The organism is Brucella tritici, from assembly GCF_008932295.1.
Taxonomy (GTDB): Bacteria; Pseudomonadota; Alphaproteobacteria; order Rhizobiales; family Rhizobiaceae; genus Brucella; species Brucella tritici.
Map to the genome: position 1 here is coordinate 96291 of NZ_WBWA01000003.1, position 24132 is coordinate 120422.

The following is a 24132-nucleotide window of genomic DNA, read 5'->3' on the forward strand; positions in this document are numbered from 1 at the left end:
TCGAAGAGCCGTCGCGCCAGACAAAAAATCCAAATCTCATCTTGTTTCAAAAAGGGCTTGACCTTCCAACGGTGGGAAGGACTATCTAAAGAGCAACTCTCGAATTGTGCCCTTTCCGGGCGATGAAAGGGATTGCCATGAACAAGCCTGTAAATCACGAAACCATCAGTTTTCCGGTGCCCGTCGAAGGGATGAGCTGCGCTTCGTGCGTGTCGTCCGTGGAAAAAGCTGTGTCCAAAGTTGCGGGCGTGGACAAGGTTTCCGTCAATCTCGCAACGGAACGCGCCGATGTGACTTTCAAAGGCGCGCCAGATCTGCCCTCGGTGATCGATGCCATTCGCAAGGCGGGTTATGAAGTCCCTGCTGCCAGCATAGATCTGGCGATTGAGGGCATGAGTTGCGCTTCCTGTGTCAGCAAGGTGGAAAAGGCATTGAACGGTGTGCCCGGTGTCACCCGTGCCAGCGTCAACCTCGCAACGGAGCGGGCGCATGTCGATCTGGCGGGGCAGGTATCGGTCAACGAGCTTATCAAGGCAGTTGAAACTGCTGGCTATGAGGCGCGGTCACTTGATGACAGGCAGGACAGCGACAAACAGGAGACCCAGTCCGAAAAGCGGGATGCGGAAGCAGCAGAACTGAAGAAAAGCGTCATCCTTGCCGCCCTTCTGACATTGCCTGTTTTTGTGCTGGAGATGGGATCACATCTCATCCCGGCGGTTCATATGTTCGTCATGGACCGCATTGGCATGCAGAATAGCTGGTATTTGCAGCTCGTGCTCACAACGCTGGTCCTGTTCGGCCCGGGCTTGCGCTTTTTCAAGAAAGGCATACCGGCGTTACTGCGCGGCACGCCCGACATGAATTCGCTCGTCGTGGTCGGTACGCTCGCGGCCTGGGGCTTCTCTGTCGTTGCAACCTTTCTCCCGGGAGTGCTGCCCGAAGGTACGGTGAATGTCTATTTCGAAGCCGCCGCGGTCATCGTTACGCTGATCCTGATCGGGCGTTTTCTGGAAGCGCGCGCCAAGGGGCGCACCAGTGCGGCTATCAGCCGACTGGTCGGCTTGCAGGCAAAGTCGGCACGGGTTCTGCGTGATGGCGAAGCTATTGACGTACCGCTTGAAGATGTTCGGGCAGGCGATGTCGTACAAGTTCGTCCTGGCGAGAAAGTGCCGGTCGATGGCGAAGTAATCGACGGTTCGTCTTATGTCGATGAATCGATGATTACCGGCGAGCCTGTGCCTGTTGCCAAGGAAAAGGGCGCGGAAGTGGTCGGCGGCACGATCAACAAGACCGGTGCCTTCACCTTCCGCGCGACCAAGGTTGGCCGCGACATGGTGATTTCGCAGATCATCCGCATGGTCGAGGATGCGCAGGCCGACAAGCTGCCTATTCAGGCCATGGTCGACAAGGTGACCGGCTGGTTTGTCCCCGCTGTGATGGCTGCTGCTGCTTTGACCTTTGTCTTGTGGCTGGCGATCGGCGGCACGGGCATGCTGGGTTATGCGCTGGTGAACGCCATTGCGGTTCTCATCATCGCCTGCCCGTGTGCCATGGGCTTGGCCACGCCGACCTCCATTATGGTTGGCACTGGCCGCGCAGCCGAGTTCGGCGTCCTGTTTCGTCGCGGTGATGCCTTGCAGACCTTGCGCGATGCTTCCGTCATCGCCGTCGACAAGACCGGTACGCTGACACAGGGAAAGCCCGCACTCGCGCATTTTGCGACCGTCGAAGGCTTTGATAAAGACGAACTTCTGGCGCTTGTTGCAGCCGTCGAAGCCCGCTCCGAACATCCGATTGCCGATGCGATTGTGGAAGCAGCGAAGGCGAAGGGATTGAAGCTCGCGGATGTGTCGGCTTTCGAAGCGGTCCCCGGTTTCGGCTTGAAGGCTCATGTGTCCGGTCATGAGGTTGCCATCGGCGCTGATCGTTACATGACGAAGCTCGGACATGATGTAGCGGCCTTTGCCAATGATGCGAAGCGTCTCGGCGATGAAGGACAATCCCCGCTCTACGCCGCCATTGACGGCAGGCTCGCGGCAATCCTGACCGTTGCCGACCCGATGAAGGAAACCACGCCAGCGGCCATTGCTGCCCTGCACGAGCAGGGGTTGAAGGTCGCCATGATCACGGGCGATAACCGTCGCACTGCCGAGGCCATCGCAAGGCGTCTGGGTATCGATGAAGTGGTTGCGGAAGTGCTGCCGGACGGCAAGGTCGAGGCACTGAAGCGGCTTTCGGCAGGCGGCAAGCGGATTGCCTTTGTCGGTGATGGCATCAACGATGCGCCTGCACTGGCTGCTGCCGATGTTGGTATTGCGATTGGCACCGGCACGGATATTGCGATTGAAAGCGCGGATGTGGTGCTGATGTCGGGTGATCTGCGCGGTGTGGTCAATGCCATCGCGATATCGAAGGCGACGATCCGCAACATCGGCGAGAACCTGTTCTGGGCCTTTGCCTACAACGTCGCGCTGATCCCTGTGGCGGCGGGTGTTCTTTACCCTGTCACCGGAACGCTGTTGTCGCCGGTTCTGGCGGCAGGCGCTATGGCTTTCTCGAGCATTTTTGTTCTGAGCAATGCCTTGCGGCTCAAGGCTTTTAAGAGCCCGATAGAGGTCTGAGCAAAAGAAAGGCGCGGTATTGACCGCGCCTTTTGGTTTCAGAGCATTTCCAGCAAAAGTGCGAAGCGGTTTTGCGTAGGATAATGCGTACAAACAAAGACATAGAGCGGTTCCGTTTCAACCGGAACCGCTCTAATGAGTTCCGACAGCTTTGCCGTATGTCCGCACAACATTGCGGACGGCCTCCACCATCAGGGCGTGCGGCGTCGGTTCAATCTCACCCGATGCGACAGCCGGATAAAGCGTACCCAGATACTGGCTGATCATCGTTTCCGGTATCTTGCGCCCTTCCAGACGCTTCAAAAGTGCATCCACAGCAGCGGTTGCCACCGGATGCGGCCAGTAATAGCGGATGCGGTCGCTATAGGAGAAATGGCGTTGCAGACGCAGTTCTTCTGCATCGCCATGGTAGTATTTTTCCCAGTTCTTCGGCTCGGCCAGAAGCAGTGCTTCCATCTTGCCGCGCAGGGTTTCTTCTTCCGGCAGCTTGTCGAGGAAAGCCGCAATCTGGTCGAGACCGTAAAGCGCCTCGCGCAGTGCAAAAGTCAGGCCGGGGCCGACTTTCAGAATGGCGAAGCCGTCGTGAACGAGATCGGAAAGCGCTTCCACCGGCTGATAATCGGTCGAATGTGCTTCAAAGACGAATTGCGGCATTTCGCTGAGAACGCCGCTCAGCGCCGTCGCCTTTTCGCTGTTGTAGAAGACCACATTCTCGTTGCCGAATTCGACGCCCGGCTGCACCACAACGCCGATGGCGCGGGCAAAGGCGTCTTCCAGTCCAAGTGCTGCGAAAGCCTTGCGGTGAATGGCGACTGTCTCGACCGCCGCGCCCGGCTTGGTCAGTTCCAGCTCTTCGATTTCTTCCATCGCACCGCCGGGAATCGGCACTTCAGTGCCGATGATATAAACCGGCAGGTCGTATCCGGCTTCACGGGCCGCAGCTTCGGAAACCTTGGCCAGACGCGCGGCGCGCTCGGCGGTCACGGCATCAGGCAGTGCAACCGGTTCGCCAGCGCAACCCATCGACGTGTCGAGATGGATCTTGGTGAAGCCTGCGCGCACGAAGGCGTCGATCATGACATCCGATTTCAGCAGGGCTTCTTCGGCAGGCAGATGCTTCCACGGGTTCGGACCGAGATGGTCGCCACCCAGAATGAGCCGCTTGGTGTCGAAGCCGACGCGAGCCGCAATATCTTCCACAAAGCGGCGGAAGTCGGCAGGCGTCATGCCCGTATAGCCGCCGTCCTGATTGACCTGATTGCAGGTGGCCTCGATCAGCACGTCCGTGCTGGTCGCGATGCCTTCAAGAAGAGCGGCCTCAATCACCAGAGGATGCGCAGAGCAGATCGACGTGATGCCGCCGCGAGTTCCGCTGGCGTAACGTGCGGGAAGTGCGCTCAGAACGTTCGTGCTGCTCATGCTGGAACTCCGTTTTTCTGAAGGAAGGCTTCAATTTCGGCCATGGTCGAGGTGCCCTCCATCGGCCCTTTGACACCAACGGCGCGTGCGCCGGTGGCGTTGGCGATGACCAGAGCTTCCTTCGGGGCCATGTCGCGCAGCCAGCAGGTGACAAATGCCGCGCCAAAACTGTCGCCTGCTCCGGTTGGGTCGATTTCATCGACCTTGAAAGCAGGTGCGAAAACTTCGCCAGACTGGTCGAAATAGCTTGCGCCTTTAGCGCCGCGCTTGATCACAACGGCTTTGATACCGCGGGCCAGCAGTTCTTTCACAGCAGCCTTTTCCTCGGTCGCCTTGGTGAAGAGGAAAATTTCCGGGCCGCTTGGCATGAACAGATCGGTGTTTTCCAGCGCATGGGCCAGTGCCTGGCGCATGCCCGGCAATTCCAGCATTTCCTTGCGGATATTCGGGTCGAAGGACACTGTGCCGCCCTTCGCCTTGATGCGGATTGTCGCCTCGTGGATCGCCGAAACAATGCCGTCGGAGAACAGGGCAGAACCCATGATGTGCAGGTGATCGGCGGTCTCGATCAGCTTTTCAGCTTCCGGTGTCAGGCCGATGGCGCTGCATGCGCTGTGCTTGATATTGAAGATGAAATCGCGATTGCCATCGGGGCGATAACGCACGAAGGCGCTGCCGGTGGCGGCTGTCGGATGTACGCCAATGGCCGAAACATCCACGCCGTCTTTTTGCAGGCGCTCGACATTGAGTGCGCCGAAATCGTCATTGCCGACTGCACTGACCATGCCGCAAGGCTGGCCCATTTTGGCCGCCTGATCGATGAAGATCGCAGGCGCGCCGGAAGCGAACGGGCCGATCAACGGGATGGCAGACTTGAAACCGTTGCCAGTTTCCACGGCCATGATCTCGACGACGATTTCACCGATGGTGATGATCGTTTTCATAAGCTGCACCGCGATTACGTACGAACGGATTTCGAGCGCACATCGAGCCAGACCGCGACCAGAATGACCACGCCCTTGACGATGAGCTGATAGAAGTAAGGCACCGACAGCATATTCATGCCGTTATTGATGACACCGATGATAAGCGCGCCGAGAATGGTGCCGACCATGGTGCCGACGCCGCCAGCAAGCGAGGTGCCGCCCAGCACGACCGCCGCAATGGCGTCGAGTTCGTAGCCCATGCCCGCATTGGTCTGCGCCGAGGACAGACGCGACGACAGGAGAATGCCGCTGATCGCCGCCATGACGCCCGAAAGCATGAAGACGATGATCTTGATGCGATCGACGCGGATGCCCGAATAGATCGCCGCTTCCTTGTTGCCGCCCGACAGATAGATACGGCGGCCGAAAACGGTCTTCGACAGCAGGATATAGTTGAAGATGAACAGGACGCCGACAATCCAGATGATGATCGGCAGGCCGAGCCAGTTTTCCGAACCGATGGCGAGCCATGTGTCGTTTTCGATGATTTCAGGTGCACCATTGGTCGGCAGGCTGACCATGCCGCGATAGATGCCCATCGTCGCAACGGTCACGATGAAGGATGGCAGCATCAGCTTTGCCGAAAGCACACCATTCAGCCCGCCCATGATGGCGCCCGCCGCAAGCGTGAAAACAACAGTCGGTACGAAGCCGAAGCCCATGGCAAAGGCTTGCGCCGCCACCATGCCGGAAACCGCGATGATCGAACCGATGGACAGGTCGATTTCACCGAGCAGGATCACATAGGTCATGCCGTAGGCGGCAACGGCGATCACCGCCACCTGCTGCATGATGTTCATGAAGTTGTTGAAGGCGAGAAAGCGCGGGTTCAACACCGCGAAGACCACGCAGAGCACGGCCAGCGAGATGATGATGCCGCCATATTGGCGGATCAGCGGGGAGCTGAAAAGCGAACGGCGGACTTCCGCGTCCACGGCTTTCTTCTGAAGATTTTGTGCGTTGCTCATATGTGCATTCCTGCTGCGTAGCTCATGACGGTTTCGGGCGTGAGGCCATCGGCATCGACAATGGCAGCGACATGCTTGTTATGCATGACGGCCACGCGGTCGCTGAGACCCAGCACTTCCGGCAGTTCGGAGGAAACCATCAGGATCGCCGCGCCATTGGCGGCAAGTTCACGGATGATGCGATAGATTTCGAATTTCGCGCCAACGTCAACACCGCGCGTCGGCTCGTCGAGAATGAGGATGCGCGGCTTTGTCTGCAGCCACTTTGCCAGCACGATCTTCTGCTGGTTGCCGCCGCTGAGCGATCCGGCAACCGTGTCGATGGATGCTGTCTTGATGGCCAGACGCAGCACTTCCGCCTTGGCAGCGGAGCGCTCTGCTCTGGAGCGCATCAGGCCGAAAGGCCCCGCCAGCTGTCCAAGCCCAACCATGTTGATGTTGCGCTCAACGCTATGCGGAAGAACAAGACCTTCTTCCTTGCGGTTCTCGGTCACGAAAGCAATGCCGTTGCGAATAGCATCGGTCGGTGAGGAAAGCGTGATGACTTCGCCGTCGAGCTTGATCTCACCCGTGGGCCGCAGCATCCCGAACAATGCCTTCATCACGTCCGAACGGCCAGAACCGACCAGTCCGAACAGCCCCAGAACTTCGCCCGGCTTCACATCGATGGTGACGTCATGGAATTTGCCCGGCACGGAGAGGTTCTTCGTCGCCAGAATCGGCGGAACATTTTCCGAAGGGCGCGGCGCTTCACGTGGCGGGTAGATATCGTTCATCTCACGACCGACCATCAGCGCGATCAGACGGTCGATGCTGGTCTCGCTCTTTTCGGCGGTCGTGACATATTCGCCATCGCGGACAACCGTAATGTCGTCGGAAAGCCGCATGATTTCTTCCATGCGGTGCGAAATATAGATGACGGCAGTGCCCTTCGCTTTCAGCCGCTCGATGATCGAAAACAGAATTTCAGCTTCGCTATCGGACAGCGACGAGGTCGGCTCATCCAGAATGACGATGTCAGCAGGCTGGCTCAATCCCTTGGCGATTTCGACGAGCTGGCGCTGGGCAATCGAAAGATCGCCGACCTTTGCACGCGCATCGACAGGCAGGCCAAGCTCATCAATGAGCTTGTCGGCAGCGGCGTTCAGTTCGCGCTCCCGCACAAACCCGAAGCGGCTTGGCTCGTGGTTCGCGAAAATATTCTCGGCAACGGTCAGGTTGCGGGAGAGGCTCAATTCCTGAAAGACGATGGCGATGCCACTGGCACGCGCGTCGCGCGGGTTCTTCGGCGCATAGGCCTCACCTTTGAGCAAGATGGTGCCGGATGTTGGCTTGAACACGCCGGCCAGAATCTTCATCAGCGTGGATTTGCCGGCGCCGTTTTCGCCGAGCAGCGTATGCACGCGACCACGACGCACCGTCAGGTTCATGCGCTTCAGCGCGATGACCGGGCCGAAGGATTTCGCGACATCGCGAATTTCAAGAACCGTATCCGGCGTGGCTTCTCGTTCGGATCTGGTGGCTGTCTCGGTATCTGTCACTTTGGGGGCCTCCACTCTCCGTTATTCAGTTCCGCAGGCGGATTTTAAGATTGATCGCGAGCGAAGTCTGCAATTCAAAAAGGGTTGCGGCGGCGGCAAGGCGCGTGGTGTTCGCCGGGCCGCCGCACGCAGATAGGAAACAGCAACTGGGAGGAGTGTCGCTGTTTCACGCGGTGTTACTTGGTTTCGCCGTCCTTGGTGACGACGCCCGGAACGATCGGCTGCTTGGCAGGCACTTCCTCGCCCTTGATAACCTTGGCAGCGGTTTCAACCGCGACCTTGCCCATCTGGTCCGGGTACTGCGCAATAACGCCGACCATGATCGGGTCGTTCTTCACGGCGTTACGGGCTTCTTCCATACCGTCGAAGCCGATCACCTTGACCTGGTTTTCGAGCTTGGCCGACTTTACTGCCGAGGCAGCGGCCAATGCGGCATCGTCACCGAAGCCGAAGATGCCGACGATATCCGGATTGGCCTGAAGGATGTTCTGGGCAGCCGAAAGAGCTTCTGGACGGGTGATGCCCGGCTGGATCGCCACGATCTTGATGTCCGGATATTTGGCGATGCCCTTCTTGAAGCCTTCAATACGATCAACGACCGACTGAACCGTCGGGTAATCGATCACGGCGACGTTGCCCTTCTCGCCGATGGACTTTGCCATCAGTTCGGCAGCCTTTTCGCCGCCTGCGAAGTTGTCCGTGCCCACAAAGGAAGTCACATCGACATTGTTGGCCGGAACGTCGACGGTGATGACCTTGATGCCAGCCTTTTCAGCCTTGTTGATGGCCGAGCGGACGCCCTTGCTGTCAACCGGCGAAATGATGATGACATCGACGCCCTTGGTGATGAAATCTTCCACATCGGCGAGCTGCTTGCTCAAATCCTGATTGGCGATGGAGACTTCCAGCGGCACATTCTCTGCCTGCGCTTCCTTCTTCATCGCGTCTGCGAGCGAGATGTAGAAAGGATGCTGCTGGGTCAGAAGCGATGCGCCGATGCCTTCGGCAGATGCAGCACCTGCCATCATGGCCAGGGCTACGCCGGAAAAGAGAATACGGCTGAGCGATTTGCGAAACATGATTTCCTCCGAATGACCGGCGCTCGCCGGGACGTCCTTCTATGGGACATGAACAACGGTTTTCCTGCTGGTTCGTTAGTTGTCGCCAACTGCAAACCTCCCGAAGGGCAGGGCCTTCAGCCCATGATTGAGCTCCCCTAGACATGCTAGAGCTTGTTCAGCGTGTCAATATAAAATTTTTCACGTGTAAAAATTATAACGATTGAATTTGGGCACGCGACGCGGGCGTGAGCTATAGAAAAGAGGTGAAGGCGTGGGCTGTTGATCACTGATGCGCTGAAATTTGTTGCTTCTGAGCGGAAATAAATTTACGCATGAAAAGAAAAGTGGGTGACACCGAAAAATCACTTCGATACCCCAGTGGGAAAAGCAGGGCATGACCGAACAGAAGATCAGGACGATGGAAGAGTTCGCGGCGGCAAGCGGATTGTCTCGTCCTACGGTCTCGAAATATTTCGACAATCCTGAAAGCGTGAAGCCTTCCACGCGGGCTCGTATCGAAAAGGCGCTGAAAGACTATAATTATCAGCCCAACATTTTTGCAGTCAGTCTCAATCGCAAGAAGCCGAAGAACATCGGCGTTATCGTTCCGCATATATCCGATCCCTTCTACGCGGAGATCATTCGCCAGATCGAGATGCGCTGTCTGGCGGAGGGCTACTGGACCATCGTGCTGTCATCTCATGGTGACAGAAAACTCGAAGCGCGGGCGATGCGCACGTTGATGTCTCTCAAGATTGCGGGTGTTCTGATGGCCCCGCTCGGTTTCGATACCGATGAGAAGCTTCTTTCCAGTCTGTCGAACTCGACACCTGCGGTCTTCCTGGACAGCCGCATCAGCGATGACCAGCCGTTCGTCGGCACGGATAATCGCCAGAGCATAGGGAATATCACCGAATATCTTTATCGAACGGGGGAACACCCCTGCTTCCTCGAAATGCCGGCGGTAAACCAGAATGCGCTGGAGCGGCGTTCGGCCTATATCGAAACGATGGAAAGGCTTGGCGTTGAACCGATCATCCTTCCCATAGAAGCAAAGAACTGGAATTTCGAGGAACTGGGCTATCAGGAGGCGGGCCGGATTTTTGATCGCGGCGGCTTTCCGACGCGCACGGTCCTGTGTGCCAATGATCGTCTGGCTTTCGGCGTAATTTCCGCGGCATTCGAGCGTCGGCGCCATGTCGGGCGTGAAGAGGGCTGCGATCTTCGCGTCGCCGGTCATGACGACCATCCTCTTAGCCGCTTCACCTGTCCGCCGCTGACGACGGTTGCGCAGGACTATCGGCAAATTGCGCATTTGGGTCTCGATATGCTTTTTTCGCGGATCAATGCGCAGGAAAGCGGGGCGGCAGTCGAGAAGGAAATACGCCGTCTCGATAGCCACCTCATCATGCGCGGTTCTGCGTGATGCCGCTAAAAAGCCTCCTGAAAGCCGGAATACACACAGTTTTGCCATGCGCTCGCCGCAATTGACGAGCGAAAATATGCATATTCCGGCACCGTTTTACGTCTTTTGACGGCCCAAAGCCCCTTTCCTGCACTCTGCCTTAATCAAGGATGGCGCTCGAATGGAGGTCAGTCCCTTTCGATCTTTCCCGCGAAAGAATTACTCTGCCGCTCCCTAGATTTTTTCCATGCTCGCCTATGTGGATATGTAGGCAGCATGGAGTTGTGCGGCACACGGATTGCCGCAAGACTTGCAACCTATATCTGGCCATATCTGGCCATATCTGGCCATATCTGGATTGCCTCGAAATTGGTGAGCGGTTAATCCGCCCGGCTTCTCTGCACATATGATGGGATGCCGTTTATGCTGGAAGGGGTAATGTCTTGCTTATCTGGTTAACTTCCATCGTTCTTTTTCTGATTGGGCTTGCGCTCGGCGCGGGAGGCATCTGGCTCGCCGCACTTGGCGGGAGCTGGTATTACATACTCGCGGCGATCGGCTTTCTGCTGACCGCCGTTTTGCTGTCCCGGCGCAGCGCCTCGGCATTATGGGTCTATGCGCTTGTTATCCTCGGATCGCTGGGCTGGGCCGTTTACGAAGTCGGCTTCGATTGGTGGCAGCTTGGCGCACGCGGCGGCATCATCGTGCTGCTCGGCTTCTGGATGCTGACACCCTGGATCAGGAAACCACTGAACAACGGGGCAGGCGATAGTGGTCTGCCGCTGGCTGCAGCCTCGGTGATCGCAGTCGTGGTCGCAGGCTATGCGATAACCCAGGATAGCTACAACATTGCCGGAGACCTGCCGACGGAGAAGGTGGCTGCAACGCCCGATCTTGGCGGTAACGTGCCCGATGGCGAATGGCATCAATATGGTCGAACGCCTTACGGTCAGCGCTATTCGCCGCTGGCGCAGATAACGCCGGATAATGTTTCCAAGCTTCAGGTTGCCTGGCAGTATCAGACCGGCGATGTGAAGCAGCCGCAGGATGTTGGCGAAACGACCTATCAGGTTACGCCGCTCAAGATTGGCGATTCCCTTTATCTCTGCACGCCGCATAACTGGGCTATTGCGCTGGATGCGGCAACCGGCAAGGAAAAGTGGAAATTCGATCCCAAGGTTGGCTTCAATACGGATCGCCAGCACCAGACCTGCCGTGGTGTGAGCTACTGGAAGGATGCGACCGCAACGGCTGGAGCAAAATGCGCCGAGCGTGTCTATCTGCCGACATCTGACGCACGATTGATTGCACTGGATACGGCCACCGGAGAAATCTGCACGGATTTCGCCAATGGCGGTACGCTCGATCTCAGCCATGGCATGAAATACAATCCGGCAGGGTATTATTACTCCACTTCACCGCCTGTCGTCGTCGGAGACAAGATCATCGTTGGCGGCGCCGTCAATGACAATTACTCGACGGAAGAACAGTCCGGCGTCATCCGCGCATTCGATATCCGTACCGGCCAACTGCTGTGGAACTGGGATTCGGGCAATCCGGATGTAACCACGCCGCTGCCGGAGGGTGAGCACTACACGACCAACTCACCCAATAGCTGGTCCGTTTCAAGCGTCGATGAGAAGCTTGGGCTAATCTTTGTTCCGCTCGGCAACAAGGTGCCCGACCAGCTTGGTATGGACCGCAGCGAGAATGTGGAGAAGTTTTCCTCGTCCATCGTCGCTCTCGATGTGAACACCGGACAACTTCGCTGGGTGCGTCAGACGGTTCACCATGATCTATGGGATATGGACGTTCCAGCCCAGCCGGTCCTGCTGGAAATCAACGGGGTTCCGGCACTGGTCGGACCGACGAAGCAGGGCGATCTCTATGTTCTGGATCGACGTACCGGCGAGCCGATCATTCCGGTCAAGGAAATTCCAGCTCCGACAGGCGCGATACCCGAGGACCATACAGCCCCAACGCAGCCGATTTCCGACCTCACTTTCAGTCCGCCGCCCTTGCGCGAAAGCGACATGTGGGGCGTGACGATGTTCGATCAGCTCGCTTGTCGTATCAAGTTCCACGAGCTGTTCTATGAAGGCCGATATACCCCGCCTTCGCTGCGCGGAACGATTGTCTATCCGGGCAATTTCGGTGTGTTCAACTGGGGCAGCGTGGCCGTCGATCCGGTGCGGCAAGTCATGTTTGGTATGCCGACCTATCTCGCCTTCACCTCACGTCTTGTCCCGCGTGCGGACATCCCGCCGAAAGGACAGGATGAAAAGGGAAGCGAGCAGGGCCTGAACCGCAACGACGGCGCCCCTTATGGCGTCTTCATGGGACCATTCCTGGGGCCGCTCGGCATTCCCTGCCAGACGCCGCCATGGGGCTATGTCGCCGGTGTTGACCTGCGAACCGGCAAAATCGCCTACAAGCATCGGAATGGAACGATCCGCGATATGTCACCGGTTCCACTTCCGCTGAAGGTCGGCGTTCCGGGCATTGGCGGACCGATGATTACCGCAGGCGGCGTTGCCTTCCTTGGTGCAGCCGTGGATGACTATCTGCGCGCCTATGACCTGACTTCGGGCAAGCAGCTCTGGGAAGCACGGCTTCCTGCTGGAGGTCAGTCGACGCCGATGAGCTATACGGTCGGCGATCAGCAGTTCGTTTTGATGGTTGCCGGTGGGCATGGTTCTGTCGGCACCAAGCCCGGCGATTACGTGATCGCCTATACTCTGCCGAAAGGCTGAGCCGGTGATATGAAAGAAAAACGCCGGGAGTAATCCCGGCGTTTTCATTTGAAAATCTCAGATTTTGCCGTGCAGCAATTCACCTTTTCGCGGAGCCGGACGTTTGCGGCTTTCCACGCTGTTTTCTGCAAGCTGGTGAATGATCGGGCAATCGGGGCGGTTGTCGCCGTGACAGTTTTTCGCGAGGTAGCGCAGCGTATCAGCCATTTCCTGAAGCTGGCGCATCTTGGCTTCCAGCTCCTCGACATGCCCAAGCGCCACCTTCTTGACATCAGCCGATGCGCGGTTGCGGTCGCGCCAGAGCGTCAGGAGTTCCTTGATCTGTTCAACCTGAAAACCGAGATCGCGGCTGCGGCGGATGAAGCGCAGGGTTTCGACATCTTTCTGCGTATAGACGCGATAGCCCGAACCGGTTCTCTCGGCAGCTTCAATCAGTCCGATTGTTTCATAATGGCGGATCATCTTCGCCGATATGCCAGATGCTGCAGCCGCCTGCCCGATATTCATCCCGTTCCTCACTGGCTGGTTATTTGCAAGGATATAGGAATGCCGTGGCGTCTTTCAAAGGCCCCGCCCGGAACGTTTCAGGAGATAACGCTCAATTGCCTGAAACCCATCGAAGATGAGTATGGCAAGTGCGGCCACGACGAGCCCTCCCTGCAAAACGAAGGCAAGATTGTTGGAAATGAGCCCGGCGATGATGACTTCTCCAAGCGTTCTGGCAGCGACAGTCGAGCCGATGGTGGCCGTTGCAAGGCCGATCACGGCGGAAAGTCTGATACCCGCCAGAATAACCGGCATGGCAAGTGGAACCTCGACTTTCACAAGCCGCTGTGCGCTGGTCATCCCCATGCCGCGCGCAGCTTCGACAACCGGAGGCGGCAAAGTCGTTAGTCCTGTCAGCGTATTTTCAAAAATCGGAAGCAGACCGTAGAGGAAGAGCGCAATCAGGGTCGGTTTGTCTCCGAAACCGAAGACCGGCACTGCAAGTGCCAGCACTGCAACGGGAGGAAAGGTCTGGCCGATATTCACAAGACTGCGTGAGAGCGGCAGAAACTCCGCACCCTGCTTTCTGGTGACAAAGATTGCCATCGAGACAGCCACAATCGTGGAAGCCAGTGCAGCCAGAGCGACCAGACCGAGATGCTGTAAAGTCAGCGTTACGAAATTTGCACGATCATAAATGACGGGGACGCCCTCATCGACGAGCGGTCGAAACAATGGCTCGAAAAGATGGGGCCGCCACAGAAACAGCAGCAGAACGCCTAGAAGCAGCGCACGCGGAACAAGGGACAGGAACAATTTCATGCCGGACGCTCTGCCTGATGCAGCAGCCTGTCGAGCGTGACTTGTCCAAGTGGCCTTCCATCATGGTCAAGAACGGGAAGGGCTTTGCGCCCTGACCACAGAAGCTCGGCAAGGGCATCGCGTTGCGACGCCGTTACCGGCATTGTTGCACCGCTCGCATCACCGGGCTGGAGCACGGTTTTCAGGTCCATCAGAGAGAGGAGACGGAAGGGCCGTTCGCCCGTACCGACAAGGCGCTCAACGAAATCGGTTGCCGGGCGGGCAAGAATTTCTGCCGGCGGACCATATTGCAGCAATTTTCCGTCATCCATGACGGCGATACGATCACCCAGCGATATGGCTTCCTCCATGTCGTGCGTGACAAGGATTATGGTCGTGCCGAGCCGCTTCTGGATCGCCTTCAGATCTTCCTGCGCCTTGGCCCGGATTACCGGATCGAGTGCCCCGAACGGCTCGTCCATGAGAAGGATGTTCGGCCCGGCAGCGAGCGCGCGTGCCACACCGACACGTTGCTGTTGCCCGCCGGAAAGTTCATGCGGGTAGCGGTCGCGATAGTCTGCCGGTTCAAGCTGGAAGAGCTCAAGCAGTTCATCCACGCGGGTATCGATGCGCTGTTTCTGCCATCCGAGCAGAAGGGGAACCGTCGCAATATTCTCCGCGACGGTGCGATGCGGAAAAAGTCCGTTCTGCTGGATGACGTAGCCGATCTGCCGGCGCAGAACATGACCGGGTTCGTCCATGACACTGCGGCCATCGATGCGGATTTCCCCGTCGGTCGGCTCGACCAGACGATTGACCATCCGCAGGAGGGTCGTCTTGCCGGAACCGGACGTCCCGACAATGGCAGCAATGCTGTGGGGTTCGATGGTAAAGCTCACCGCGTCCACCGCTGCGCGCCCGTTATAGCGCTTCGTGATATGGTCGAACTCGATCATTGGGAGCTGCCTCTTTCGGTGATTTCTATCGCGGCATCGAGAATGACGGCGGCTGCAAAGGCGAGGAGAACGGTAGGCAAGGCGCCCAGCAGAACAAGATCCATCGCCGTTTGCCCAATGCCCTGAAAAACGAATGTTCCGAAGCCGCCGCCGCCAATCAATGCCGCGATGGTCGTGAGGCCGATATTCTGCACCATGACGATACGTATGCCGGTGAGAATAACGGGAAAAGCGAGCGGAAACTCGGTCTTGAAGAGGCGTTGCAGGCGCGTCATGCCCATGCCGCGGGCTGCGTCCGTTACCGGTTCCGGCACCTGTGCCAGTCCTGCGACGGTATTTGCCACGATAGGCAGCAGCGAATAGAGGAAAAGTGCGACGAATGCCGGTGCAGCTCCGATTCCACGGATACCGATAGCGCCCGCCCATGGAAACTGCGTGGCGACCCAACTGAGTGGCGCGATCAAAATACCGAACAGCGCCATGGACGGAATGGTCTGCACGATATTGAGGCTGTTCAGAACGAAAGCGCGCAGCCCGGCCAAGCGATGGCAGACAAGCCCCAGCGGAATACCCACTGCGGTTGCCGCTGCAAGCGATCCCAAAGCCAGGGCTATATGCCGTTCGGCTTCATTCCAGAAGCTGTCCGCGCGGCTTTGATATTCCTTCATGAATGAGATGCTGTCCCAGAGTCCCGAGGAAAGCAGCGCGGCCAGAAGCAATCCCGCAATGACCAGCAGTCCGACCCGTAAAAACGGACCGGCACGCAACCGGACCAGCCCATCCGCGACATAAAGTGCGCTCGCAAAAAACAGCAGCCAAAAGCCGGAAGCTGGAGAAACCCGCGCATATCTGTTTCCTTCGGGCGACAGATATGACGCGGCGAAGCCGATTGCCACCATGACCGATGCGAGGCAGAACAGAGCAGCGAACAGCCGCAACGAATTGTTGTTACGGACAAAGCCGATCAGCAGTCCTGCCGCTACGACAGCGGCGAACAGCAGCGCCAACGAGGTCGGCAGGGCATCCAAAAGATAACGCGGCTCGCCTTGAACGATGCGGTTTGCCCGAAAATTTGCGAATGGCAGAAGCAATCCCGATAAGCCGATTGCTGCAATGACCAGTCCGAGCTTGTCGATATATGCAAACAGGCCCTTCGTGCCATTTGCCTGGATCGTCTGGTTTGTTGCACTCATGCCCGGCAATTATCCGTTATCGCGCTCTCTACTTGAGAAAACCGTTGGCTTTAAGAAAATCCTCGGCAACCGCCTTTGCCGGTTCGCCACCCAGTTGCACGCGACCGTTGAGTTCCTGAAGGGTGGTCAGGTCAAGTTTCTCGAAAACGGGCTTCAGCAACTCCTCGATTTTCGGATTCTTCTTCAAGACTTCCTCACGGATGATCGGGGCGGGCTGGTAAACCGGCTGCACATGCTTGTCGTCTTCAAGAACCACAAGCCCGGAGGGTGCGATGCCGCCATCGGTGCCGTAGACCATGGCCGCGTTGGCGCCGTTGGTCTGGTTGGCAGCGGCAGCAATGGTTGCGGCCGTATCCCCGCCTGAAAGTGTGATGAGCTGGTCGGGTTTCAGGGTGAAGCTATAGGCGGTCTGGAACGCTGGCAGGGCTGCTGCCGAGTTCACGAATTCCGACGATGCGGCCAGAATGACCTTCCCGCCACCTGAAATGTACTTTCCGAACTCGCTCAGGTTCGTAAGCTTGTTTTCGTCGGCGACATCCTTGCGCACCGCAATGCCCCAGGTGTTGTTTGCCGGTGATGGCGCCAGCCAGACGATCTTGTTGGCATCGTAATCGAGCTGCTTTGCAGTCTCATAGGCTTTGGCTGGGTCTTTCCAGAGCGGATCGTCCGCCTTGTTGAAGAAGAAGGCGGCATTGCCCGTATATTCGGGATAGATGTCGATTTCGCCGACGGTGATCGCCTTGCGAACGACCGGCGTCGCGCCGAGCTGGATGCGATCCGTGGTCTTGATACCATTGGCATTGAGAATGGCCAGAATGATGTTGCCGAGAACACCGCCTTCGGTGTCGATCTTGGACGACACGACCACCTGTGCCTGCGCGAGGCTGGAAAATTGAATTGCGCCCGCAAAGAGGGCAAGTGCGACAGCACTTCCCTTGAATAGATTTCCGTACGACATGCTCTTCATCCCATCGCGCTGGTTTTCCCTTGTGAAGGTAAACTATAGCGCAGGCGGGAAAAGGAAACCGCCGTTCGATACCCCTCCTGACAGCAGGCTGGCAGGAGGGGTGATCTCAAAAGGCAGGATCAGGCAGTAAAATCGCTTTGCGTGCCGTGTGCCTCGATGGCCTGTGCAAGACGCTGCAGCGCATGGACATAAGCTGCCGAGCGAACTGTCACCTTGTGCTGCTTGGCATGATTCCAGATGGCGCGGCCTTCACGTTCCATGATGGTTTTCAGGCGCTCATGGATTTCTTCAAGCGTCCAGTAATAGCCCTGACGGTTCTGCACCCACTCGAAATAGGAAACCGTAACGCCGCCTGCATTGGCCAGAATATCCGGCAGAACGATGACGCCGTTATTTGCAAGGATTTCGTCTGCTTCCGGCGTGACAGGACCATTTGCAAGTTCGACAATCAGCTTGGCCTTGATGGATGCCGCATTGTCGGCATGGATCATGTTTTCCATGGCGCTTGGCACCAGAACATCGCATTCGGCAGCAACCAGTTCGTCAGGCGTGATTGCTTCATGGCCGTTTTTGCCAGCGGTAGAAACAACAGACTTGTTCTGTGCCTTTGCTTCCAGAAGCGCATCGAGATCAAGGCCGTTGGCGCAATAAACAGCACCGGACGAATCCGATACGGCGACGATCTTGTGACCATCGCTTGCCATCAGCCTGGCGATGAACTGACCGGCATTGCCGAAACCCTGAACGGTGACGCGAAGCTGCGCAGCAAGGCCCAGATCGTGCGACAGATGGCGCACGAGATAGAAGCCGCCGCGTGCGGTTGCATCATTGCGTCCGAGCGAACCGCCAAGCGCCAGCGGCTTGCCGGTGATGACGGCAGGCGAGGACTGTCCGACGATCTGGGAATATTCGTCTGCCATCCAGCCCATGATCATGGAATTGGTGTAGACGTCGGGCGCCGGAATGTCGCGATCCGGCCCGATAATGCCGGAGAAAGCCTGGATGTAGGCGCGCGAAAGACGTTCCAGTTCAGCCTTGGAAAGCTGACGTGGATCGACCTGAATAGCACCCTTGCCGCCGCCATAAGGCAGGTTCATGACCGCGCATTTGAAAGTCATCCAGAAGGCCAGCGTCTCGACTTCTTCAGCGGTCGCTTCCGGGTGATAGCGGATGCCGCCCTTCGTCGGGCCGCGTGTATCGTCATAGCGGCAGCGCCATGCAAGAAAGGATTTGCGCGAGCCGTCATCCATACGAATCATCAGACGCACTTTCATGGTCTCACGCGCATATTTCAGCTTCTCGATGACATCCGCATCGATGTTGATGTGGCTTGCCGCTTCGTCCAGACGAACGAGTGCGCTCTCGAGTAGATTCTCCTTAGTCACGGAATCACCTTTCTTGCGTTTCTTTTATTCTGGACGCGATTTTGCGAAAGAATGCGTAGACCTTTGCGCAATAAAAGGAAAGAGAAAAGGACAATAATGTTGTCCTATTTTACAGGGGCGATTTTTGAAACTGCTTTGCCGTCAGGTTACAGACGCGGACCCAACTGTATGGGGTGGACGAGATGTCGCGAAATGGTGGGCATGTCGTATTTGTGGCGTCTTTTGACGCAAGCCTGCTGTCGGGTTTGAAACGGAAACAATAGAAATATCATCAAAGGCTTCGCTTGTGCCGACACGGCGCTTGCGGTCGCGAAACTGGTGGTTGTCTATGTCCCGTTTTTCTGCAGCTTCTATTATTAAAAATGCGCTTTCCGGTAACAAGAACTGGAAGCCGCAATGGCCGAATGCCGAACCCAAGGCCGAATATGACGTCATCATCGTCGGCGCTGGCGGGCACGGTCTGGGTGCCGCCTATTATCTGGCCAAGGAACATGGCATCACCAATGTCGCGGTCATCGAAAAAGGCTGGCTTGGCGGCGGCAATACCGGGCGCAACACCACGATTATCCGCTCCAACTACCTCTATGATGAGAGCGCGCATCTTTACGAACATGCGATGAAGCTGTGGGAAGGTCTCAGCCAGGACCTCAACTACAATGTCATGTTCTCGCAGCGCGGCGTGATGATGCTGGCGCATACGGTGCATGATGTGCAGAGCTTCAAGCGTCACATCCATGCCAATCGCCTCAACGGCATCGACAATGAATGGCTGACCAGGGAGCAGGCGAAGGAATATTGCCCGCCGCTCGATATTTCAGCCAATGCGCGTTATCCGGTTGTCGGCGCCACCTTGCAGCGGCGCGGCGGCGTGGCCCGCCACGATGCGGTGGCCTGGGGCTATGCGCGTGGTGCGACGGAGCGCGGCGTTGATATCATCCAGAATTGCCCGGTTACGGCCATTCGCCGCGATGCATCGGGTCGCGTGACCGGTGTTGATACGCCACGCGGTTTCATCAAGGCGAAGAAAGTGGCGGTTTCCGCTGCTGGCAGCACTTCCATTGTCATGGACACGGCAGGCGTTCGCATGCCGCTTGAAAGCTTCCCGCTACAGGCGCTCGTGTCCGAGCCGGTCAAGCCGATCTTCCCTTGCGTGGTCATGTCCAACACGGTTCATGCCTATATCAGCCAGTCCGACAAGGGCGAGCTGGTGATCGGCTCCGGTACTGACCAATATGTGTCTTACAGCCAGCGCGGCGGTCTGCCGCTGATCGAGCATACGCTTGCGGCCATCTGCGAAGTCTTCCCGATCTTCACCCGTATGCGGATGCTGCGCAAATGGGGCGGTATTGTTGACGTCACGCCGGATCGTTCGCCGATCATCGGCAAGACGCCGGTGCCGGGCCTGTTTGTCAATTGCGGCTGGGGTACGGGCGGCTTCAAGGCGACACCGGGTTCGGCGCATGTCTTTGCGCATACAATTGCCCGCGACGAGCCACACTGGATCAACGCACCATTCACGCTTGAACGCTTCACCACCGGTCGCCTGATCGACGAAGCGGCTGCTGCCGCTGTCGCGCACTAAGGGAGATAAAACATGCTTCTTATCCGTTGCCCTTATTGCGAGATGGAACGTCCCGAGCTTGAATTCGCCTATGCAGGCGAAGCGCATATTGCGCGCCCAGCCGACCCATCGACACTGACCGACGATGAATGGCGCGACTTCCTGTTCACGCGCTCCAATCCGCGCGGCACCCATTATGAGCGCTGGCGGCATATCAATGGCTGCGGTCGCTTCTTCAATGCGGTGCGCGATACGGTGAGCGACAAGTTTGCAGTGACCTACAAGGCAGGCGAATCCCGTCCTGCTTTGGCAGAAACTCCGGCTGCGGAGACGAAATAATGACCGATATGCGCATTCATAACAAAGGCCGTGTCAACAAGGCCAAGTCCGTTCGGTTCAGCTTCAACGGCAAGACCTATTCCGGCTTTGAAGGCGACACGCTGGCATCCGCCATGCTTGCCAATGGCGAGCATCTGGCCGGTCGTTCATTCAAATACCACCGCCCGCGCGGCATTCTTTCTGCTGGTTCCGAAGAGCCGAATGCGCTGATGGGCGTCTCGCGTGGACCAGGTCGGTTTGAGCCGAACACCCGCGCAACGGTGCTGGAACTCTATGATGGTCTCAAGGCCGAAACCCAGAACCATTGGCCGTCGCTGAAGCACGATGTCGGCGCGATCAATGATGCGTTCTACATGTTCTTCTCGGCAGGCTTTTACTACAAGACCTTCATGTGGCCGAAAAGCTTCTGGAACAAGGTCTATGAGCCTTTCATTCGGGGTGCTGCCGGTCTTGGCAAATCGCCATCCGAACCGGACCCGGACACCTATGCCAGCCGCTATGCCTTCTGCGATGTACTGGTTGCCGGTGGCGGACCTGCCGGTCTGGCTGCTGCGCTCGAAGCCGCAAAAAGCGGTGCGAAGGTTATCCTCGTTGACGAGCAGGCGGAATTCGGCGGCTCGCTTCTGTCGGAACCGGAGCCGGTCATCAATGGCCGCGCAAGCTGGGATTGGCTCAATGAAACCATAGAAGCGCTCAAGGCCAATCCGAATGTTACGCTTTTGCCGCGCACGACGGCCATTGGCTATTACCATCAAAACATGGTCGGCCTTTGCGAACGCCTGACCGATCATCAGGCAAAGCCTGCCGCCAATGCACCGCGTGAACGCATGTGGCGCGTGCGCGCAAAACAGGTGGTGCTGGCGCAGGGCGCGATTGAAAAGCCGCTGGTCTTTGCTGGCAATGACCGTCCCGGCGTGATGCTGGCATCGAGCGCACGCACCTATCTCAATCGCTATGGCGTCAAGGTCGGCAATCAGGCCGTCGTCGTCACCTCGCATGACAGCGCATGGCTTGCGGCTTTCGATCTCGCGGTCGCAGGCGTCAAGGTTCCTGCCATCATCGATGTGCGTTCAAGCGTTGCCGACAGCCTTATCAACCGTGCCAAAATGCTCGGCATTGAAACACTGACCGGCTGGACTGTGACGGACACCGGAGGACGCCATCGCGTGTCGTCGGTCCGCGCTAATCCGGTTTCCAATGGCTCGGTCGGTGCTGCGCGCACGATTGCCTGCGATGTGCTGCTGATGTCGGGCGGGTGGAATCCGAGCGTGCATCTTTTCTCGCACACGAAAGGCTCGCTCGTCTGGGATGAGGCGCGTCAGATCTATCTGCCGGGCGAACGCACCGAGGAAAGCCGCTGCGCCGGTGCAGGCAATGGCAATTTCGATCTGCAAGCCGCCTTGCGCGAGGGTGCGGAGGCCGGTGCTGCTGCGGCCTCGGATGCCGGGCATAAGGCCAAGGCATATGAATATGCAGTTGCCGGTGACTTCATCTGTGATGGTGTGAGTGTTCGCGAACTGCCAACGGATCGCGATCCGGGCAAGGCCAAGGCTTTCATCGATTTCCAGAACGATGTGACCGCCAAGGATATTCGTCTGGCCGTGCGCGAGGGGTTTCATTCCATCGAGCACGTCAAGCGCTATACCACCAATGGCATGGCGACCGATCAGGGCAAGACCTCCAACATCAATGGTCTGGCCGTTGCCGCTGACGCATTGAAGCGTCCAACGCCGCAGGTTGGTCTCACCACCTTCCGCCCGCCTTACACGCCGACGACCTTTGGTGCTTTCTGCGGTTATAATCGCGGCAAGCTGTTCGATGTCACGCGCAAGACGCCAATTGATAGCTGGGCCGAACAGCACGGTGCAGCTTTCGAGCCGGTCTCGCTGTGGCGCCGCGCATGGTACTTCCCGAAAGCGGGCGAAGACATGCATCAGGCCGTGGCGCGTGAATGCAAGGCGACCCGCCAGTCGCTCGGCATGTTTGATGCCTCCACCCTTGGCAAGATCGAAGTAGTCGGCCCGGATGCGGCCGAATTCATGAACCGCATGTACACCAACCCATGGACGAAACTTGGCGTCGGGCGCTGCCGTTATGGGCTGCTGCTTGGCGAAGATGGCTTCATCCGCGATGACGGTGTTGTCGGTCGTCTGACGCAGGATCGCTTCCATGTGACGACCACAACCGGCGGTGCCGCGCGTGTTCTCAACATGATGGAAGATTATCTCCAGACCGAATGGCCGGAGCTGAAAGTCTCATTGACCTCGACCACCGAACAGTGGGCAGTGGTCGCAATCAATGGCCCGAATGCGCGCAAGCTCATCGAACCGATGGTCGAAGGTCTGGATATTTCGGACGAAGCCTTCCCGCATATGTCGGTGGCGGAATGCACATTCCTTGGTGTGCCGGCGCGTCTGTTCCGCATGAGCTTCACCGGCGAGCTGGGCTTCGAAATCAACGTGCCTGCGCGGTATGGCCTGTCACTCTGGAAGGCGCTTTATGAGGCTGGCCAGCAATATGACATCACGCCTTACGGCACCGAAACCATGCACGTTCTGCGCGCTGAAAAGGGCTATATCATCGTCGGTCAGGACACTGACGGCACGGTAACGCCGGATGATGCCAGCCTTGGCTGGGCGATTGGCAAGCAGAAGCCGGATTTCGTCGGCAAGCGTTCGCTGGCGCGTCCGGATATGCTGAAATCAGATCGCAAGCATCTCGTGGGCCTGCTCACCAACGATCCGAAGCTGGTGCTGGAAGAAGGTGCGCAGATTGTCGTTGATCCAAAACAGGCGCTGCCAATGACCATGCTTGGCCATGTCACGTCGTCCTATTGGAGCGAGACGCTTGGTCGTTCCATAGCCATGGCCGTGGTATCAGGCGGCAAGGACCGGATGGGTGAAACGCTTTATATGCCGATGCCTGACGGTAGCGTGCATGAAGCGGTTGTTTCGGGCATGGTCTTCTATGACCCCGAAGGCAAGAAACTGAACGGATAAGGATTGAACCATGCTTGTTGAGACAAAACCTTATTCGAACCGCAAGGTCGTCATTTCCGGTCGCCTGGAAATCCATGCCGCCGATGACGCCGCCCGCTTCATCCTGCGCATTGTTCCGGCAAAACTCGCCTTGGCTGAAAAGGCACTGGGCGCAAAAATCCCGGCCAGGATCGGCGGTCTTACGCGCACCGGCGATATTGCTGTCGCCTGTATCGGACCGGATGAATGGTATATCTGGGCCGAGGAAGCCAAGGGCGCAGATATCGTGCAGGCCTTTGCCAAGCTTTATGAAACGGAGCCTCATAGCCTCACTGAGGTTAGCCATCGGGAAACCGGCATCGACATTACAGGCCCCAAGGCCGAATGGCTGTTGAATGCTGCTTCCCCGCTTGATCTTTCGCAGATGAAGGCTCCGGGTGCTGCCCGCACGATCTTCGATCATGCCCAGATCATTCTGTTGAAGTGGGATGCCGATCACTACCGGATCGAAGTGTGGAACTCATTTGCAGATCACGTCTGGACCTTGCTGGAACTGGCCAGCAACGAAGTTTAACACGCAATCCCATTTATCAAATCAGAACACAAAAACGCCGCCCAACCGGGCGGCGTTTTTGTGTTCTGCCCCCAATTTCAGTCTTGCCTTCCATAAATCCATATGTGAAGACTATATTCACATAAGAAATTCATGAGG

The 24132-nt window shown here is 57.5% G+C and carries 18 protein-coding genes; 7 read left to right on the forward strand and 11 right to left on the reverse strand.

The features are described 5' to 3' along the window. The first annotated feature begins 137 nt into the window (after positions 1 to 137). Positions 138 to 2621 (forward strand): heavy metal translocating P-type ATPase, encoded by a 2484-nt coding sequence (locus tag F9K91_RS04550; protein ID WP_151555474.1) that lies wholly within the window; start codon positions 138 to 140, stop codon positions 2619 to 2621. Between the two features lie 132 nt (positions 2622 to 2753). Here F9K91_RS04550 and F9K91_RS04555 read toward each other — a convergent pair whose 3' ends face one another. The 5 genes from F9K91_RS04555 to F9K91_RS04575 form a co-directional block, all read right to left on the reverse strand. Further along, positions 2754 to 4040 (reverse strand): D-tagatose-bisphosphate aldolase, class II, non-catalytic subunit, encoded by a 1287-nt coding sequence (locus tag F9K91_RS04555; RefSeq protein WP_151652215.1) that lies wholly within the window; start codon positions 4038 to 4040, stop codon positions 2754 to 2756. Next, positions 4037 to 4984, reverse strand: a complete 948-nt coding sequence (locus F9K91_RS04560) for a tagatose kinase (RefSeq protein ID WP_151677289.1) — start codon at positions 4982 to 4984, stop codon at positions 4037 to 4039. The genes F9K91_RS04555 and F9K91_RS04560 overlap by 4 nt, the downstream gene beginning before the upstream one ends. Before the next feature lie 14 nt (positions 4985 to 4998). Beyond that, on the reverse strand, positions 4999 to 5994 hold the full coding sequence (locus F9K91_RS04565) for an ABC transporter permease (RefSeq protein WP_078338347.1): 996 nt from the start codon (positions 5992 to 5994) through the stop codon (positions 4999 to 5001). Continuing rightward, a complete protein-coding gene (locus tag F9K91_RS04570; protein WP_151677290.1) occupies positions 5991 to 7535 on the reverse strand; it encodes a sugar ABC transporter ATP-binding protein in 1545 nt (514 codons plus the stop codon). The genes F9K91_RS04565 and F9K91_RS04570 overlap by 4 nt, the downstream gene beginning before the upstream one ends. 176 nt (positions 7536 to 7711) lie before the next feature. Next, positions 7712 to 8614 carry a substrate-binding domain-containing protein gene (locus tag F9K91_RS04575; RefSeq protein ID WP_151555470.1) on the reverse strand — a complete coding sequence of 301 codons (903 nt, stop codon included), beginning with the start codon at positions 8612 to 8614 and terminating at the stop codon, positions 7712 to 7714. Positions 8615 to 8990: 376 nt separating this feature from the next. On the opposite strand from F9K91_RS04575, the gene F9K91_RS04580 reads away from it, so the two are divergent. Both F9K91_RS04580 and F9K91_RS04585 read left to right on the forward strand, forming a co-directional pair. Next, complete coding sequence (locus F9K91_RS04580; protein WP_151652212.1) at positions 8991 to 10022, forward strand: LacI family DNA-binding transcriptional regulator; 1032 nt, start codon at positions 8991 to 8993, stop codon at positions 10020 to 10022. Between the two features lie 422 nt (positions 10023 to 10444). Then, positions 10445 to 12754, forward strand: a complete 2310-nt coding sequence (locus tag F9K91_RS04585; RefSeq protein ID WP_151652211.1) for a glucose/quinate/shikimate family membrane-bound PQQ-dependent dehydrogenase — start codon at positions 10445 to 10447, stop codon at positions 12752 to 12754. Between the two features lie 57 nt (positions 12755 to 12811). Here the strand turns inward: F9K91_RS04585 and cueR are convergent, their stop codons facing one another. The 6 genes from cueR to F9K91_RS04615 all read right to left on the reverse strand — a co-directional run bounded on the left by cueR (position 12812) and on the right by F9K91_RS04615 (position 18542). Further along, complete coding sequence (gene cueR / locus F9K91_RS04590) at positions 12812 to 13261, reverse strand: Cu(I)-responsive transcriptional regulator (protein WP_010658066.1); 450 nt, start codon at positions 13259 to 13261, stop codon at positions 12812 to 12814. A 54-nt stretch (positions 13262 to 13315) separates the two neighbouring features. Next, positions 13316 to 14062 carry an ABC transporter permease gene (locus F9K91_RS04595; protein ID WP_061344898.1) on the reverse strand — a complete coding sequence of 249 codons (747 nt, stop codon included), beginning with the start codon at positions 14060 to 14062 and terminating at the stop codon, positions 13316 to 13318. Next, positions 14059 to 14997: an ABC transporter ATP-binding protein gene (locus F9K91_RS04600; protein WP_151555468.1), complete on the reverse strand. Its 939-nt coding sequence runs from the start codon at positions 14995 to 14997 to the stop codon at positions 14059 to 14061. The genes F9K91_RS04595 and F9K91_RS04600 overlap by 4 nt, the downstream gene beginning before the upstream one ends. Then, positions 14994 to 16199 carry an ABC transporter permease gene (locus tag F9K91_RS04605; protein ID WP_412842141.1) on the reverse strand — a complete coding sequence of 402 codons (1206 nt, stop codon included), beginning with the start codon at positions 16197 to 16199 and terminating at the stop codon, positions 14994 to 14996. Before F9K91_RS04605 ends, F9K91_RS04600 begins: the two co-directional genes overlap by 4 nt. A gap of 19 nt (positions 16200 to 16218) precedes the next feature. Then, positions 16219 to 17148, reverse strand: a complete 930-nt coding sequence (osmF, locus tag F9K91_RS04610) for a glycine betaine ABC transporter substrate-binding protein OsmF (RefSeq protein ID WP_151652209.1) — start codon at positions 17146 to 17148, stop codon at positions 16219 to 16221. A gap of 128 nt (positions 17149 to 17276) precedes the next feature. Further along, complete coding sequence (locus F9K91_RS04615) at positions 17277 to 18542, reverse strand: Glu/Leu/Phe/Val family dehydrogenase (RefSeq protein ID WP_151555465.1); 1266 nt, start codon at positions 18540 to 18542, stop codon at positions 17277 to 17279. Positions 18543 to 18870: 328 nt separating this feature from the next. Here F9K91_RS04615 and F9K91_RS04620 point away from each other — a divergent pair, with 328 nt between their 5' ends. From F9K91_RS04620 to F9K91_RS04635, 4 genes are read left to right on the forward strand one after another with little or no spacing between them, the layout of a single operon-like run. Beyond that, the gene (locus tag F9K91_RS04620; protein ID WP_061344902.1) at positions 18871 to 20124 is read left to right on the forward strand and encodes a sarcosine oxidase subunit beta family protein; all 1254 of its coding nucleotides are present in this window, start codon (positions 18871 to 18873) and stop codon (positions 20122 to 20124) included. Between the two features lie 12 nt (positions 20125 to 20136). Continuing rightward, a complete protein-coding gene (locus tag F9K91_RS04625) occupies positions 20137 to 20442 on the forward strand; it encodes a sarcosine oxidase subunit delta (protein WP_151555464.1) in 306 nt (101 codons plus the stop codon). After that, complete coding sequence (locus F9K91_RS04630; protein ID WP_151652208.1) at positions 20442 to 23441, forward strand: sarcosine oxidase subunit alpha; 3000 nt, start codon at positions 20442 to 20444, stop codon at positions 23439 to 23441. Before F9K91_RS04625 ends, F9K91_RS04630 begins: the two co-directional genes overlap by 1 nt. 10 nt (positions 23442 to 23451) lie before the next feature. Next, entirely contained in the window at positions 23452 to 23994 is a 543-nt protein-coding gene (locus F9K91_RS04635) for a sarcosine oxidase subunit gamma (protein WP_151652207.1), read from the forward strand. Positions 23995 to 24132 lie beyond the last annotated feature (138 nt).

What these genes read in the sequence shown, in the direction of transcription:
- F9K91_RS04635 (WP_151652207.1), top strand. Translation starts at nt 23,452, where the DNA reads ATGCTTGTTGAGACAAAACCTTATTCGAACCGCAAGGTCGTCATTTCC.
- F9K91_RS04600 (WP_151555468.1), bottom strand. Translation starts at nt 14,997, where the DNA reads ATGATCGAGTTCGACCATATCACGAAGCGCTATAACGGGCGCGCAGCG.
- F9K91_RS04595 (WP_061344898.1), bottom strand. Translation starts at nt 14,062, where the DNA reads ATGAAATTGTTCCTGTCCCTTGTTCCGCGTGCGCTGCTTCTAGGCGTT.
- osmF (WP_151652209.1), bottom strand. Translation starts at nt 17,148, where the DNA reads ATGTCGTACGGAAATCTATTCAAGGGAAGTGCTGTCGCACTTGCCCTC.
- F9K91_RS04575 (WP_151555470.1), bottom strand. Translation starts at nt 8,614, where the DNA reads ATGTTTCGCAAATCGCTCAGCCGTATTCTCTTTTCCGGCGTAGCCCTG.
- F9K91_RS04550 (WP_151555474.1), top strand. Translation starts at nt 138, where the DNA reads ATGAACAAGCCTGTAAATCACGAAACCATCAGTTTTCCGGTGCCCGTC.
- F9K91_RS04560 (WP_151677289.1), bottom strand. Translation starts at nt 4,984, where the DNA reads ATGAAAACGATCATCACCATCGGTGAAATCGTCGTCGAGATCATGGCC.
- cueR (WP_010658066.1), bottom strand. Translation starts at nt 13,261, where the DNA reads ATGAATATCGGGCAGGCGGCTGCAGCATCTGGCATATCGGCGAAGATG.
- F9K91_RS04630 (WP_151652208.1), top strand. Translation starts at nt 20,442, where the DNA reads ATGACCGATATGCGCATTCATAACAAAGGCCGTGTCAACAAGGCCAAG.
- F9K91_RS04580 (WP_151652212.1), top strand. Translation starts at nt 8,991, where the DNA reads ATGACCGAACAGAAGATCAGGACGATGGAAGAGTTCGCGGCGGCAAGC.
- F9K91_RS04620 (WP_061344902.1), top strand. Translation starts at nt 18,871, where the DNA reads ATGTCCCGTTTTTCTGCAGCTTCTATTATTAAAAATGCGCTTTCCGGT.
- F9K91_RS04555 (WP_151652215.1), bottom strand. Translation starts at nt 4,040, where the DNA reads ATGAGCAGCACGAACGTTCTGAGCGCACTTCCCGCACGTTACGCCAGC.
- F9K91_RS04565 (WP_078338347.1), bottom strand. Translation starts at nt 5,994, where the DNA reads ATGAGCAACGCACAAAATCTTCAGAAGAAAGCCGTGGACGCGGAAGTC.
- F9K91_RS04625 (WP_151555464.1), top strand. Translation starts at nt 20,137, where the DNA reads ATGCTTCTTATCCGTTGCCCTTATTGCGAGATGGAACGTCCCGAGCTT.